This is a genomic window from Mycobacterium sp. UNC410CL29Cvi84 (assembly GCF_000686745.1).
GTDB classification, from domain to species: Bacteria; Actinomycetota; Actinomycetes; order Mycobacteriales; family Mycobacteriaceae; genus Mycobacterium; species Mycobacterium mucogenicum_B.
Window position 1 is genome coordinate 297,017 of record NZ_JMLM01000006.1, and the last position, 13,869, is coordinate 310,885.

Sequence of the window (13,869 nt, forward strand, 5' to 3'; positions counted from 1 at the left end):
GCCACAATCGGGCACCGGAGCGATGCGACAATCAGATGGTGGACTTCTATTCTGCCTACCGGCACGGATTCGTCCGCGTCGCCGCGTGCACGCACCACACCGCGCTCGCGGACCCGGCGGCCAACGCCGCGTCGGTGCTGCGCCTGGCCCGCGAATGCCACGACGACGCCGTCGCGCTGGCGGTGTTCCCGGAACTGACCCTCTCGGGGTACTCGATCGAGGACATCCTGCTGTCGGACACGCTGCTCGAGTCGGTGACCGAGGCGCTGGCCTCGATCGTCGAGGCATCGGTCGAGCTGCTGCCGGTTCTGGTGGTGGGCGCGCCGCTGCGGCACCGGCACCGGATCTACAACACCGCGGTGGTCATCCACCGTGGCTCCATCCTTGGCGTGGTGCCCAAGTCGTACCTGCCGACCTACCGCGAGTTCTACGAATCGCGTCAGGTCGCGGCCGGTGACGATGTCGAAGGCACCATCCGGCTGGGCGGCGTCGACGTGCCGTTCGGCCCCGACCTGCTGTTCGCCGCCGACGATCTGCCGAACTTCGTGCTGCACGTGGAGATCTGCGAGGACATGTGGGTGCCGGTGCCGCCGAGTGCGACGGCCGCGCTGGCCGGTGCGACGGTGCTGGCCAATCTGTCGGGCAGCCCGATCACGATCGGCCGGGCCGACGACCGCAAGCTGCTGGCCCGCTCTGCGTCGTCGCGATGCCTGGCGGCGTACGTCTATGCCGCCGCGGGGGAGGGCGAGTCGACGACGGATCTGGCCTGGGACGGCCAGACCATGATTTACGAAAACGGTGTGCTGCTGGCCGAATCCGAGCGCTTTCCACGCGGCGAGCGACGCTCGGTCGCCGATGTCGACACCGAACTGCTGGCCGCCGAGCGGCTGCGGATGGGCACGTTCGACGACAACCGCCGCACGTTCGCTGACCGGACCTCCGACTTCCGGCGTATCGGATTCACACTGTCGCCGCCCGCGGGCGACATCGGCCTGCGCCGCGAGATCGAGCGGTTCCCGTTCGTGCCGTCGGATCCGCAACGGCTGCAACAGGATTGCTACGAGGCGTACAACATTCAGGTGTCCGGTCTGGAGCAGCGGCTGCGGGCGCTGAACTTTCCGACCGTGGTGATCGGGGTGTCCGGCGGGCTGGATTCCACGCACGCGCTGATCGTTGCGGCCAAGGCGATGGACCGCGAGGGTCGGCCGCGCAGCGACATCCTGGCCTTCACCATGCCGGGTTTCGCGACCGGCGACCACACCAAGAACAACGCCACCGCACTGGCCAAGGCGCTCGGAGTCACGTTCTCCGAGTTGGACATTCGGGACACCGCGCGGCTGATGCTCACCGAGATGGGACACCCGTTCGCGCGCGGTGAGGCCGTCTACGACGTGACGTTCGAGAACGTGCAAGCCGGGTTGCGGACCGACTTCCTGTTCCGGCTGGCCAACCAGCGCGGCGGCATCGTGCTGGGCACGGGCGACCTGTCCGAGCTCGGCCTGGGCTGGTCCACGTATGGCGTCGGCGACCAGATGTCGCACTACAACGTCAACGGCGGGGTGCCGAAAACCTTGATCCAGCACCTGATCCGGTGGGTGATCTCCTCGGGGCAGTTCAACGACGATGTCAACGATGTGTTGCAGTCGGTGCTGGACACCGAGATCACGCCCGAACTTGTTCCGGCGGCCGACGGTGAGGCAGTGCAGAGCAGTCAGGCCAAGGTGGGACCGTATGCACTGCAGGACTTTTCGCTCTTTCAGGTGTTGCGCTACGGCTTCCGGCCGTCGAAGATCGCGTTCCTGTCCTGGCATGCGTGGCGCGACGCCGACGCTGGTGACTGGCCGGCAGGTTTCCCCGATGACGAGCACGTGGCCTACTCACTGGCCGACATCCGGCACTGGCTGAAAGTCTTCGTCCAGCGGTTCTACTCGTTCAGCCAGTTCAAGCGGTCGGCGCTGCCGAACGGCCCGAAGGTGTCAGCGGGCGGCGCGTTGTCCCCGCGCGGGGACTGGCGGGCGCCGTCGGACATGTCGGCGCGCATCTGGCTCGACGAGATCGACCGCAACGTGCCGGAGGCCTGACCGGGCCGGCCGCTTCTGACGCCCATCCGGACGTCAGAACGGTGGCGAGCTGTCGCCGTCGATGAGTTGTTGGGCGAGTTGGAGTTTGGCTTCGGCGGTCGACTCCGACTCCAGGAGCTCGGTCCAGTTGAGTTTGCGCTCGTTCCGGGTACGTCGAGCGCGGTCGTCGATGCGGGTGCGCCGGCGGGTGGGCATCATGAGGTCGCGACCGGGTTGATCGCTGGTGGTCGCCGTAGCCGATGGTGGCGGTGCTGTGGTAGGGAAGTGCCTGTCGGGAAACAGGATTCGGCTACCGGGCACGGTCGTGTAGGTATGCCCGGTGGGTGCGGTCCACACGATGGTGCCGTCCGGGTTCTGGCGGGTGTGCCATCCGGTCGCGCCGGTGTAGAACGTTTTGACCAGGTGATGCTTGCGGCACTTCGGGCTCAGATTGCCGGGATGCGTGGCTCCGGCCGGCCAGGGGATGGTGTGGTCGAGGTCGGCGTCTACGGCGGGGCGGTCGCAGCCGGGGTGCATGCAGGTGATGTCCCGCATCCGCACGTAGTGGTCGAGCGTGGTCGACGGCCGGTATTGCGGTTGCCCGTCGGCCGGAACCTGCGGCGTGGTAACCGTTTTCACGGTGGCGCCGCGGGCGGCGAGGTCTGCCACGACCACCGCGGGGATCACAGGCCCGCCAGATAAATATCCGACCGCGGCCTGGTCGACGACAGGCTCGGGCTCAGGCAGAGGCGCGAGTGCCTCGGTGACCGGGGTGTCTGCCGTCACCGGCGGTTTGGCCTCCGGCGCGTCGAGCAGTGGGTCGCTGACCGGTTGTGGCGCAGCGCCAGTCAGGACATGAATGACGACTGCCGCGGCGCGCGGATCGGTACTGGCCGCGGGGCAGTCGGGATTGCCGCAGTGGCAGGGCAGTCGATCGCCGCGGACGGCCAGGATGCCCAACGCGTCGGCGCGGCGCTGGGCGAGGCTGCGGGGATCGTCGTCGCAGACCTCGTAGGCCATGGCGGTGAGGGTGCGCTTGAGCAGTTCGGCGTCGGTGGCCAGTAACAGACCCCAGACGGACGTGACGCCTGCGGGGTCACCCGGCTTGCCGAACTCGACATCGCGACCGCGGACGGCGTTACGGGTACGACGCACCGCGGCTGGGTCGAACTTCTCGATCCAGCTGTCGATCTGCCGGATCGTGTCAGCTTTCGACAACGGACCCCACTCGCGCGCGCTGCCGGCCATGGCGGTGTCGATGAGGGCGAGCGTTGCGGGGTCTTGCACGAGCTCGGTATGCCAGCAGATCAGGGTGACCAACGGAAGTGATAGGTCCCCACGCGCCAGCAGGGCGCCGACGTGTGGGAGCCGGTCGCGCAGTGCGAGTCCGAGGTGCATCTGACTGGCAGCTTGCCAGCGATTGATCGTCAGGGCCGCGCCGATCTCGCACGCCGCGGCGTCCCAGCCGTCGCACGCCCACAGGTCGCGGTCTTCGTGGTCGATGCAGCGGCGGTGGGTGAGTTCGGCGATGGCACCCAGTCGGCGGGCGGCACTCTGGGCTTCGGTCCGTGTAGCGCTGGTCATCGTGTCGACCAGGGAAGCGTCGTCGGCTTCCCCGGTTTCGATCGCCAGCGCTTCGTGCATATGTTCGATTTTAGTGATCTCAACCGCTTCAAACTACGTGGCAGGCGCAGATTGTGGATGAATCGCGTTCTGTGGATAACTTGCCGCCGCGCTCAGGCGGCGGCGAGCACGTTCGGCTCATCAAGGTCGTCGTCGGTCCGGCGCTGAGACCGCGCGGCCGCGTGCACCACCAGCGCGAAGGCGACGGTGATCGGGATGACCGGGCCGTCCATGCCGCCGGCGAGAACGGCGTCGGCCGTCGTGAAGGCCGGCGGCACGATCTGCGCGTACAAGCTGGCCGCGGTCGGGGCCGCGGCGAATCCCCACAGCAGCCAGCGCCACTGCCGTTCGCGCGCCACATCGCCCGCGGCGCGGGCCCGGAACACCCCACTTGCGGCGATTGCGATGCTGATCCAGGCCGGTACCAGGTGAAAGAGCGCGAGGCTGTGCGGTATCGCGGCGGGCAGCCGGAGGATCAGCGCGGCGTATGTCACCGAGCCGGCAATGGCCAGTGCGAGGGCGAAGAAGTACACGCGGCGTGGGGTGGATGCGGCAACCGCGTCCACCTTCGGATGCTGCGCGAGCATGAACGCGAACACCGCGCTGCCGGGCGCGGCGACACCGAGGACGATGGAGCCCACACCGATGTTGGTCAGCAGATCGTGCTGCGGGATCAGTGGCTGGATGCCGATCCAGATCACGCGCAGCAACGGCGCCGTCATCATCAGGGCGATGCCGTAGGTCATCCAGGCCTGGTGCGTGATCACGTCGCGGCGGCGGATCGCGTAGACCGCGTACCACGCGCTACCGAGTGTGCCGATTGCCAAGGCGCGCAACTGGGTTTCGAATGCCGGGCCGATGAAGTGCTGGGCCGGCGGCGTGAAGTACAGGAACACCAACGCGGTCAGCATGCTGACGGACATCAGTGCCAGATAGCTGCGGCCGATCCAGCGATGTACCGCCGGCCGGCGGGTGCGCAGCCGCGACGAGAACTGAAACAGCCCCAGCGTCAAGGCAAGTCCGGCCAATGTGGTGTGCACCATGAGGACCACGCGATGCTCGGCGTAGGCGCCGTGGCGCACGGATTCGACGGATCCGTCACCGACCGCGTAGGTGCGGCCGTTGATGACGGAGTTGACGCTGTCCTGCCAGCGTGACAAGCCGGGCGCGAACAGCGGCCAGGCGTAGTTGAGTGCGAGCGGCACGTAGAAGGCGGCGATGGCGACCGTGAGCACGAAGAATCGCCGCGACACCGCGATTCCCTTGTGGCCGTCCATTTGAACGTCAGATTCTAGGGCCACACCCGGTCACCTTGCAGTATTTGCTGAAGCAGTACCGTCGCGCGGCTTTCGGGGTGTTCAGAGCCTGTCCATCTCGCGAGCCATGCACGCCTGCTCCAGATAGCTGTGATACGCCGCGCGCGACGCCGGTTCCGCCGCCGCGGGGGTGGACAGCCACCGCATGGCGGCCGAGATGACGGACTCGGCTTCGGTCCACCAGCGGGTCAGTGCCGGGTGAGTGGTCGCCATGCGGAAGTGCGTTGTGGCGGTGGGGGTTTGGTTCATCGGAGTCCTCCTTGTCGAGTAGTGACTCCTACTGTCTCGCCAGGCGGCGGGCATTCCATCGGCCGTGATGCGTACTTCGCAAAGGTGCACGCCGACGGCGTCATCTACGCCATGTGCGCATACGTACGCACCGCTGCTGAGTTGTCGCGCGCAGAGTTGCCCGATGGCGGTCGGTGGGTGCCGGAACGGGGCGAAGCGTCACCACGCCGACTGATGCCCGAGGCGTCCGGCCGAGGCGTTGCTGCTAGCGGCTATGCCGGAGCGGCGGCGCGCACAGACAACTCGCTCAGGAAGCCGCCCGCCACGACTGATCGACGCGGTCGAACGCGATGGGCAATGTGAGCGGTCCGCTCAGACCTACCAACGGCTTCCACGGGACCGGCCCGGTCACGCGGGCATTGGGCATGCGCTGAGTCATGAGGGCGAGCGCTTCGGCCAGCTCCATCTTGGCCAGGTGCACGCCGAGGCAGTAGTGCATCCCGGCACCGAAGGTCTGCATCGCCGGGGCGCCCGCGCGGGTGATGTCGAGTCGGTCCGGATCGGCGTACACGGCGGGGTCGCGGTTCGCCGCGCCGGTGTTCACTTGCAGGAAAGTTCCTGCGGGGAACAGCATTCCAGCGAGTTCGACATCCTCGCGGGCCATTCGGAGAGAGCTGATCACGATCGGGGAGTGCCGCGTGGTCTCTTCGACGGCGCGGTCGGCCATATCGGGGTGCGCCCCCAGGAGGGCCCACTGGTCGGGGTGCTCGCACAGCACCTGTACCGAAGCGGAGACCTGGTTGCGGGTGGTGTCGGTGCCGGCCGCCAGCAGGCCGGTGGACAGCATGCGCAGTTCGTCGGCACTGAGCCGGTCACCGTCCTCCTCGGCGCGGATGAGATCTGAGATCAGATCGTCGGTGAGGTTGTCGCGGCGACGGGCGACCATGTCGTCGATGTATCCGTCGAGCGCGTCCCATGCGGTCAGGATCGCGGTCTCGTGCTCGGCGACGTGCCAGTCGAAGGCCTGCATGAAGTCGTCGACCCAGGCCGACAGTTGCGCCCAGTCCTCGGCCGGGGCGCCGAGCAGCGCACAGATGACCGGGGTCGGGTACTGCCGGGCGATGTCGCTCACCACATCGCAGTGCCCGCGGGCCACCTGGCGATCGATCAGGTCGCTGACGACGTCGACGACCGTGGTGCGCAATCGCTCGATCGCGCGGCGACTGAAGGCCGTGGCCACCAGCCGGCGCAGACGGGTGTGCTCGGGGCCGTCGATGCTGATGATCGATGCGCTGACCCGATCCCACACCGGGCCCGACGTGATGCCCTGAGCCACGAGGAACATGCCCTGGGGAATCCGGAATCGCGGATCCCGCAGCACCTCGTGCGCCAGGTCGTAGGTCAGCACCTCTGGCCCGTGCGGCCCCATCGCGATCGGCGACTGCGCACGCGCCGGCCCGAGGATCGCCTGCGCTTCGTCGGGGCTTTGCGCGTCCGAGTAATCGATGGCCGGAAGCGTGACGTCGAAGACGCTCGGAATACCGCTGGCGATGGTCATGCATCGACTATCCGGCGCTGCGGCCGGCAGATCATCCGCTAAGTGGCGTATATCTGCGCGTCAGTTTGGCGTGTCGTCTTCCAGCGCGTCCTCGATGACCTCGTCCCGCGGTGCGCAATCGCCGGCACCGGGGGTCAGTGTGGCAAGGGCACCGGCGGTCACGGCGCGCCGGAGGGCATGTGCGGGGTCTGCGGTCCAGCCCGCGGCCAGGACGCCCGCGAAGACGTCGCCCGCGCCCGTGGTGTCGAGCGCTTCCACCTCGGGTGCGGGGACATGCGTCTCGCCGTCGGGCGTGCGGTGCTCCGCGCCGTCGGCGCCGCGCGTGATCACCAGATGCGCGACGGGCCAACGCCATTGGGCGGCTTCGGTTTCATTGACGATCACCACGTCGGTGACGGCCGCCAGCGCGGCGAGCGCGTGCGGATCGGTGCCGGCGGGAGAAGCGTTGAGCACGACGGTGGCGCCGCTGTCCTTGGCCAGCCGCGCCGCCGCCAGCGCCGTGGCCGGCGGGATTTCCAGCTGTAGCAACAGCACATCGCAGTCGGCGACCACCGCGCGAACGTGTGCGGAGTCCAGGGTCAGGTGCCCATTGGCACCTGGCGCCACCACGATCATGTTCTCGGCATTCTCGCCGACCATGATCGCCGCGGTGCCGCTCGGGACCGGGAGGCTGACCGTCCCGACCAGGCCGACGCCGTTGTCCTGCAAGTGCTTTCGCAGTGCCGCCCCGGTGGCGTCGGCCCCGAGCGCGGCGACGAGCTGGACGTCGGCACCCGCGCGGGCCGCGGCGACGGCCTGATTCCCGCCCTTGCCGCCGGGCTCTGAATGCAATGACGACGCCAGTACCGTCTGTCCCGGTCCCGGCAGGTCTGCGAGACCGAACACCAGATCCATGTTCACGCTGCCCACGACAGTGATGCGAGTCACCGGGCCACCGTAGCCCCGACCGGCCTGAACCGCGGATACCTCGTTACCCTGGGTTAATGAGTGTGCACGCAGCTACGGACACCGATCTGCGCCAGCAGGTGCATGACGCCGCCCGGAGGGCCCGCGTCGCGTCGCGCGTGCTGGCCACGCTGACCACCGAAGCCAAGAACCGCGCGCTGCACGCCGCGGCCGATGCCGTGCTCGCCGCCGCGGACGTGGTCCTCGCCGCCAACTCCGAGGACATCGACGCCGCGCGCGCTGGCGGCACTGCCGAGGCGATGATCGACCGCCTGGCCCTGAACCCGCAGCGCCTCGACGGGATCGCCGCCGGATTGCGGCAGGTCGCCGGGCTGCCGGACCCCGTGGGACAGGTGCTGCGCGGCAGCACGCTGCCCAACGGCCTGCAGATTCGTCAGCAGCGGGTGCCGCTCGGCGTGGTCGGCATGGTCTACGAGAGCCGGCCCAACGTGACGGTCGATGCCTTCGGCCTGGCGCTGAAGTCCGGCAACGCGGCGCTGCTGCGCGGCAGCTCGTCGGCGGCCCGGTCGAATGCGGCTCTGGTCACCGCACTGCGGGCGGCGCTGGCCGCCGAGGACCTGCCCGAGGATGCCGTGCAGCTCCTGCCCAGCGAGGACCGCGCCAGCGTCACCCACCTGATCCAGGCCCGTGGGCTGGTCGACGTGGTGATCCCGCGCGGCGGCGCCGGCCTGATCGACGCCGTGGTGCGCGACGCCACCGTGCCGACCATCGAGACCGGTGTCGGCAACTGCCACGTCTACGTTCACGAAGCCGCCGATCTCGACATGGCCGAGAGCATCCTGCTGAACTCCAAGACCCGCCGTCCCAGCGTGTGCAACTCGGCCGAGACGCTGCTGGTGGACCGGGCCATCGCCGACACCGCGCTGCCCCGGCTGGTGACCGCCCTGCAGGACGCCGGGGTGACGGTGCACCTGGACCCGAGCGAGGACGAATTGCGCGCCGAGTTCCTGTCACTGGATATCGCGGTAGCCGTCGTCGACGGGGTCGACGGGGCCATCGCGCACGTCAACGAGTACGGCACCGGCCACACCGAATCGATTGTCACCACCAATCTTGCTGCGGCCCAGCGGTTCTCCGAACAGGTGGATGCCGCCGCGGTGATGGTCAACGCGTCGACGGCCTTTACCGACGGTGAGCAGTTCGGCTTCGGCGCCGAGATCGGCATCTCGACCCAGAAGCTGCACGCACGCGGTCCGATGGGGCTGCCGGAACTGACCTCCACCAAGTGGATCGTGTGGGGCGACGGCCAGACCCGGCCCGTGTAGGAGGAGAAGAACTTGAGTACACCCGCTCGTTCGGTGCCGTTGTTCGCGGACATCGATGACGTCGCCAAGCGACTCGCCGAAACCGGATACCTGCCCGACACCGCAACGGCCACAGCGGTTTTCCTGGCCGACCGGCTGGGTAAGCCGCTGCTGATCGAAGGACCGGCGGGCGTCGGTAAGACCGAACTGGCCCGGGCCATCGCCCAGTGCACGGGTTCGGAGCTGGTGCGGCTGCAGTGCTACGAGGGCGTCGACGAGGCCCGCGCGCTGTACGAGTGGAACCACGCCAAGCAGATCCTGCGGATTCAGTCCGGCCAGCAGTCGGGCGACTGGGACCAGACCAAGATGGACGTGTTCAGCGAGGAGTTCCTGCTGAGCCGGCCGCTGCTGACGGCCATCCGCCGCACCGAGCCCACCGTGCTGCTGATCGACGAGACCGACAAGGCCGACATCGAGATCGAAGGCCTGCTGCTGGAAATCCTGTCCGACTTCGCCGTCACCGTGCCGGAACTCGGCACCATCAAGGCGCAGCAGACTCCGCTGGTGGTGCTGACGTCGAACGCCACCCGTGAGCTGTCCGAGGCGCTCAAGCGTCGCTGCCTGTTCCTGCACATCGATTTCCCCGACCCGGATCTGGAGCGGCGCATCCTGCTGTCCCGGGTGCCCGAGCTGCCGGAGAAAATCGCCGACGAGCTGGTCCGGATCATCGGAGTGCTGCGCGGCATGCAGCTCAAGAAGCTGCCGTCGGTCGCCGAGACCATCGACTGGGGCCGCACGGTGCTGGCGCTGGGCATGGACACCCTCGACGACGCGATGATCGCGGCCACGCTGGGCGTGGTGCTCAAGCACCAGTCCGATCAGCAGCGCGCTGCCGGTGAGCTGAAGCTGAACTAGGGAAGCTGCCATGGCCGTCGCACGAACCCCACCGCAACCGCTTGCCCCGCAAGGCATTCCAGGCCATCTCGTGGGGTTCGTCGAAGCCCTGCGCAAGGTGGGCATCAACGTCGGGCCGTCGGAGACGGTCGACGCCGGCCGGGTGATGGCCACCTTGGGGCTGGGTGACCGCATGGTGCTCCGCGAGGGCCTGGCGTGCGCGGTATTGCGCCGGCCCGACCATCGCGAGACCTACAACGCGCTGTTCGACCTGTGGTTCCCCGCAGCCATGGGGGACCGGGCCGTGTTGGAACTCGACGACGACGAGGATCCGGAGAACCGGCCCGACCGGATCCCGCCCGAGGACGTCGAGGGCATGCGCTCGGCACTCATCGACCTGCTGTCCGACGCCGACATGGCGAACCTCGACGACCGCCTGATGGCGATGATCGCGCAGATCGTCGACGCCTACGGCAAGTACAACTCGAGCCGCGGCCCGTCGTACTCCTCATATCAGGCCCTCAAGGCCATGGGCCTGGACCAGCTCGAGGGCAAGCTCCTGGCCGGCCTGTTGGCGCCGTACGGCGACGAGCCCACGCCCACGCAGGAGCAGATCGCCAAAGCGATTGCCGCCAAACGTATTTCGCAACTGCGACACATGGTCGAGTCGGAGACGAAGCGGCGCACCGCCGAGCAGATCGGCCGCGACCACGTGCAGACCTACGGCATCCCGCAGCTGGCCGAGAACGTCGAATTCCTCAGGGCGTCAGGCGATCAGCTGCGGCAGATGCGCAATGTCGTCGCGCCGCTGGCCCGTACGCTGGCCACCCGCCTGGCTGCGCGTCGCCGTCGCTCCCACGCCGGCCAGATCGACCTGCGCAAGACGCTGCGCAAGTCGATGTCGACGGGCGGCGTGCCCATCGACGTCGTCCTCAAGAAGCCGCACCCGGCCCGTCCCGAGCTGGTGGTGCTGTGCGACGTGTCCGGCTCCGTCGCCGGCTTCAGCCACTTCACCCTGATGCTGGTGCACGCGCTGCGTCAGCAGTTCTCGCGGGTGCGCGTCTTCGCCTTCATCGACACCACCGACGAGGTCACCGAACTGTTCGGGCCGGACGCCGACCTGGCCGTCGCGGTGCAGAAGATCACCCGCGAGGCGGCCGTCTACACCCGGGACGGGCACTCGGACTACGGCCACGCGTTCGTCTCGTTCCTGGACAAGTGGCCCAACGCGCTCTCGCCGCGCACGGCGCTGCTGGTCCTCGGCGACGGCCGCAACAACTACCGCAACCCGCAGGCCGACCTGCTGGCGCACATGGTGGGCGCCAGCAAGCACGCGCACTGGCTCAACCCCGAGCCCAAGCACCTGTGGGGCAGCGGCGACTCGGCGACGGCCAAGTACCAGGACGTCATCACCATGCACGAATGCCGGTCCGCCAAGCAGCTCGCCTCGGTGATCGACAACCTGCTGCCGGTCTAGCCGGCGAGGTCCTGCCCCCAAGTTGGCTCCGAACACTGCCGTAAGCTGGCCAATCGTGACTCGACGCAGGCTGGGAGTGATGGGTGGGACGTTCGATCCCATCCACCATGGACACCTCGTCGCGGCCAGTGAGGTGGCCGACCTGTTCCAGCTCGACGAAGTGGTGTTCGTCCCCACCGGGCAGCCCTGGCAGAAGCGCGATCGGCACGTCACCGCCGCCGAGGACCGGTACCTGATGACGGTCATCGCGACGGCCGCCAACCCGCGGTTCTCGGTCAGCCGCGTCGACATCGACCGCGGCGGCCCCACCTACACCAAGGACACCCTGCGGGACCTGGCCCGGCAGAACCCCGACACCGACCTGTTCTTCATCACCGGCGCCGATGCGCTGGCCTCGATCCTGTCCTGGCAGAACTGGGAGGAGCTGTTCTCCACGGCCCGGTTCATCGGGGTCAGCCGGCCCGGCTACGAGCTGGACGGGAAACACATCGAGGCGGCGCAGAAAGAACTGCCGGCCGACGCCCTGACCCTCGTCGAGGTGCCTGCGCTGGCCATCTCGTCGAGCGACTGCCGTCGCCGCGCCCAGGCCAACCGGCCCATCTGGTACCTGGTGCCCGACGGCGTCGTCCAATACGTATCCAAACGTGGGCTCTATCAAGCCACGAACAAGCAGGAGAGTTCATGACCGCCACCCCCGAAGCCCTCAGCATGGCGACGGTCGCCGCCCGCGCGGCGTCCGCCAAGCTGGGCGAGAACATCAGCGTCATCGACGTCTCGGATCAGTTGGTCATCACCGACTACTTCGTCATCGCTTCGGCGTCCAACGACCGCCAGGTCAACGCCATCGTCGACGAGGTCGAGGAGAAGATGCGCTGGGCGGGCCACAAGCCGGCCCGTCGCGAGGGCGCCCGCGAGGGCCGCTGGGTGCTGCTCGACTACGTGGACATCGTGGTGCACATCCAGCACCAGGAGGAGCGCGAGTACTACGCGCTGGACCGGCTGTGGCGGGACTGTCCCGCCGTCGAGGTCGACCTGGACGGCGAGCTGCCGGTGAACCCCGACGGAGACGACGCGTCCGACGAGGACGGCGAGTGAGGAACCGCCGCCTCCTGCTGCTGCGTCACGGTCAGACGGAGTACAACGCCACCAGCCGGATGCAGGGCCAGCTCGACACCGACCTCAGTGATCTGGGCCGGGCGCAGGCGGTGGCGGCGGCCGAGGTGCTGGCCAAGCGTCAGCCTCTGGTGATCGTGTCGTCCGATCTGCGTCGGGCCCTCGACACCGCGACGACGCTGGGGGACCAGGCCGGCATGCCGGTGTCGATCGACGAGCGGCTGCGCGAGACGCACCTGGGGGACTGGCAGGGCCTGACCCATCACGAGGTCGACGACATTGCGCCCGGCGCGCGGCTGGCCTGGCGTGACGATGCCCGCTGGGCGCCGCACAACGGCGAGAGCCGGGTGGACGTGGCGAACCGCGCCCTTCCGGTGGTTCAGGAGCAGCTGCGCAATCTGCCCGAATGGGGTGTCGACGAGGTCGACCGCCCCGTGGTGCTCGTCGCGCACGGCGGGCTGATCGCCGCGCTGACCGCGGCCCTGCTGGAGCTGCCGGTAGACAACTGGCCGATCCTCGGCGGCATGGGCAACGCCAGCTGGGTGCAGCTGTCGGGGCACAGTGCGGGTCTGGCCGACGACGATCCGGTGAAGTGGCGGCTGGATGTGTGGAACGCCTCGGCTCAGGTGGCGAACGATGTCCTCTGATACCCCGGCCGCGCCGAAGAAGCCCGTTCTTCTCGTCTTCTGCGACTCGCTGTCCTACTACGGACCCACCGGCGGCCTGCCGTCCGACGATCCGCGTATCTGGCCCAACATCGTTGCGTCCCAACTCGGTTGGGACCTGGAGCTGATCGGCCGCATCGGCTGGACCTGCCGCGACGTGTGGTGGGCCGCGACGCAGGATCCGCGGTCGTGGGCGGCGCTGCCGAAGGCCGGCGCGGTGATCTTCGCGACGTGCGGCATGGACTCGTTGCCGTCACCGTTGCCGACGGCGCTGCGGGAACTGATCCGCTATGTGCGGCCGCCGTGGCTGCGCCGCATCGTGCGGGACGGCTACGGCTGGTTGCAGCCGCGGCTGTCGCCGCTCGCCCGGCCCGCGCTGCCGGCACACCTGACGGTCGAATATCTCGAAGAGACGCGCGGGGCAATCGATTTCAACCGCCCCGGCATTCCGTTTGTCGCGACCATCCCGTCGGTGCACATCGCGGAGACCTACGGCAGTTCGCACCGGTGGCGCGACGCCACCGTCGCGGCAATCACCGATTGGGCTGACGCGAAGCAGATTCCGATCGTCGACCTCAAGGCCGCCGTCGGTGACGAGGTGATGTCCGGCCGCGCCAATCCGGACGGCATCCACTGGAACTTCGAGGCGCACCGTGCCGTCGCCGAACTCATGCTCAAGGGGCTGGCCGAGGCCGGTGTGGTGTCGCAGCGGACCGACGACTAGC

Annotated in this window: 13 protein-coding genes; 8 read left to right on the forward strand and 5 right to left on the reverse strand. The window is 68.4% G+C overall.

Annotated features, from left to right (window positions below; translation table 11 throughout):
* The first annotated feature begins 38 nt into the window (after positions 1-38).
* Positions 39-2,081, forward strand: coding sequence for an NAD(+) synthase (locus BR47_RS0109780; protein ID WP_029119390.1), 2,043 nt, complete (start codon positions 39-41; stop codon positions 2,079-2,081).
* Positions 2,082-2,114: 33 nt separating this feature from the next.
* Here BR47_RS0109780 and BR47_RS30150 read toward each other — a convergent pair whose 3' ends face one another.
* The 5 genes from BR47_RS30150 to BR47_RS0109805 form a co-directional block, all read right to left on the reverse strand.
* Positions 2,115-3,704: an HNH endonuclease signature motif containing protein gene (locus BR47_RS30150; RefSeq protein WP_051634710.1), complete on the reverse strand. Its 1,590-nt coding sequence runs from the start codon at positions 3,702-3,704 to the stop codon at positions 2,115-2,117.
* A gap of 92 nt (positions 3,705-3,796) precedes the next feature.
* Positions 3,797-4,960, reverse strand: a complete 1,164-nt coding sequence (locus BR47_RS32015) for a DUF2306 domain-containing protein (protein ID WP_051634711.1) — start codon at positions 4,958-4,960, stop codon at positions 3,797-3,799.
* Positions 4,961-5,041: 81 nt separating this feature from the next.
* Complete coding sequence (locus BR47_RS0109795; RefSeq protein WP_029119391.1) at positions 5,042-5,248, reverse strand: hypothetical protein; 207 nt, start codon at positions 5,246-5,248, stop codon at positions 5,042-5,044.
* 286 nt (positions 5,249-5,534) lie between these two features.
* A complete protein-coding gene (locus BR47_RS0109800; RefSeq protein WP_029119392.1) occupies positions 5,535-6,785 on the reverse strand; it encodes a cytochrome P450 in 1,251 nt (416 codons plus the stop codon).
* 60 nt (positions 6,786-6,845) lie between these two features.
* Complete coding sequence (locus tag BR47_RS0109805) at positions 6,846-7,712, reverse strand: ribokinase (protein ID WP_029119393.1); 867 nt, start codon at positions 7,710-7,712, stop codon at positions 6,846-6,848.
* Between the two features lie 56 nt (positions 7,713-7,768).
* Here BR47_RS0109805 and BR47_RS0109810 point away from each other — a divergent pair, with 56 nt between their 5' ends.
* From BR47_RS0109810 to octT, 7 genes are all read left to right on the forward strand, one after another.
* Positions 7,769-9,016 carry a glutamate-5-semialdehyde dehydrogenase gene (locus BR47_RS0109810; protein WP_029119394.1) on the forward strand — a complete coding sequence of 416 codons (1,248 nt, stop codon included), beginning with the start codon at positions 7,769-7,771 and terminating at the stop codon, positions 9,014-9,016.
* Positions 9,017-9,028: 12 nt separating this feature from the next.
* Positions 9,029-9,910, forward strand: a complete 882-nt coding sequence (locus BR47_RS0109815; protein WP_029105383.1) for an AAA family ATPase — start codon at positions 9,029-9,031, stop codon at positions 9,908-9,910.
* 10 nt (positions 9,911-9,920) lie between these two features.
* Complete coding sequence (locus tag BR47_RS0109820) at positions 9,921-11,366, forward strand: vWA domain-containing protein (protein WP_029119395.1); 1,446 nt, start codon at positions 9,921-9,923, stop codon at positions 11,364-11,366.
* A gap of 70 nt (positions 11,367-11,436) precedes the next feature.
* On the forward strand, positions 11,437-12,051 hold the full coding sequence (nadD, locus tag BR47_RS0109825) for a nicotinate-nucleotide adenylyltransferase (RefSeq protein WP_286154339.1): 615 nt from the start codon (positions 11,437-11,439) through the stop codon (positions 12,049-12,051).
* Complete coding sequence (gene rsfS, locus BR47_RS0109830) at positions 12,048-12,461, forward strand: ribosome silencing factor (protein WP_029119397.1); 414 nt, start codon at positions 12,048-12,050, stop codon at positions 12,459-12,461. The genes nadD and rsfS overlap by 4 nt, the downstream gene beginning before the upstream one ends.
* Complete coding sequence (gpgP, locus tag BR47_RS0109835) at positions 12,458-13,126, forward strand: glucosyl-3-phosphoglycerate phosphatase (RefSeq protein WP_029119398.1); 669 nt, start codon at positions 12,458-12,460, stop codon at positions 13,124-13,126. Before rsfS ends, gpgP begins: the two co-directional genes overlap by 4 nt.
* Positions 13,116-13,868, forward strand: a complete 753-nt coding sequence (gene octT / locus BR47_RS0109840) for a diglucosylglycerate octanoyltransferase (protein ID WP_020102161.1) — start codon at positions 13,116-13,118, stop codon at positions 13,866-13,868. Before gpgP ends, octT begins: the two co-directional genes overlap by 11 nt.
* The last annotated feature ends 1 nt before the right edge of the window (position 13,869 follow it).

What these genes read in the sequence shown, in the direction of transcription:
- BR47_RS0109795 (WP_029119391.1), bottom strand. Translation starts at nt 5,248, where the DNA reads ATGAACCAAACCCCCACCGCCACAACGCACTTCCGCATGGCGACCACT.
- BR47_RS0109800 (WP_029119392.1), bottom strand. Translation starts at nt 6,785, where the DNA reads ATGACCATCGCCAGCGGTATTCCGAGCGTCTTCGACGTCACGCTTCCG.
- rsfS (WP_029119397.1), top strand. Translation starts at nt 12,048, where the DNA reads ATGACCGCCACCCCCGAAGCCCTCAGCATGGCGACGGTCGCCGCCCGC.
- BR47_RS30150 (WP_051634710.1), bottom strand. Translation starts at nt 3,704, where the DNA reads ATGCACGAAGCGCTGGCGATCGAAACCGGGGAAGCCGACGACGCTTCC.
- BR47_RS0109810 (WP_029119394.1), top strand. Translation starts at nt 7,769, where the DNA reads ATGAGTGTGCACGCAGCTACGGACACCGATCTGCGCCAGCAGGTGCAT.
- BR47_RS32015 (WP_051634711.1), bottom strand. Translation starts at nt 4,960, where the DNA reads ATGGACGGCCACAAGGGAATCGCGGTGTCGCGGCGATTCTTCGTGCTC.
- BR47_RS0109820 (WP_029119395.1), top strand. Translation starts at nt 9,921, where the DNA reads ATGGCCGTCGCACGAACCCCACCGCAACCGCTTGCCCCGCAAGGCATT.
- octT (WP_020102161.1), top strand. Translation starts at nt 13,116, where the DNA reads ATGTCCTCTGATACCCCGGCCGCGCCGAAGAAGCCCGTTCTTCTCGTC.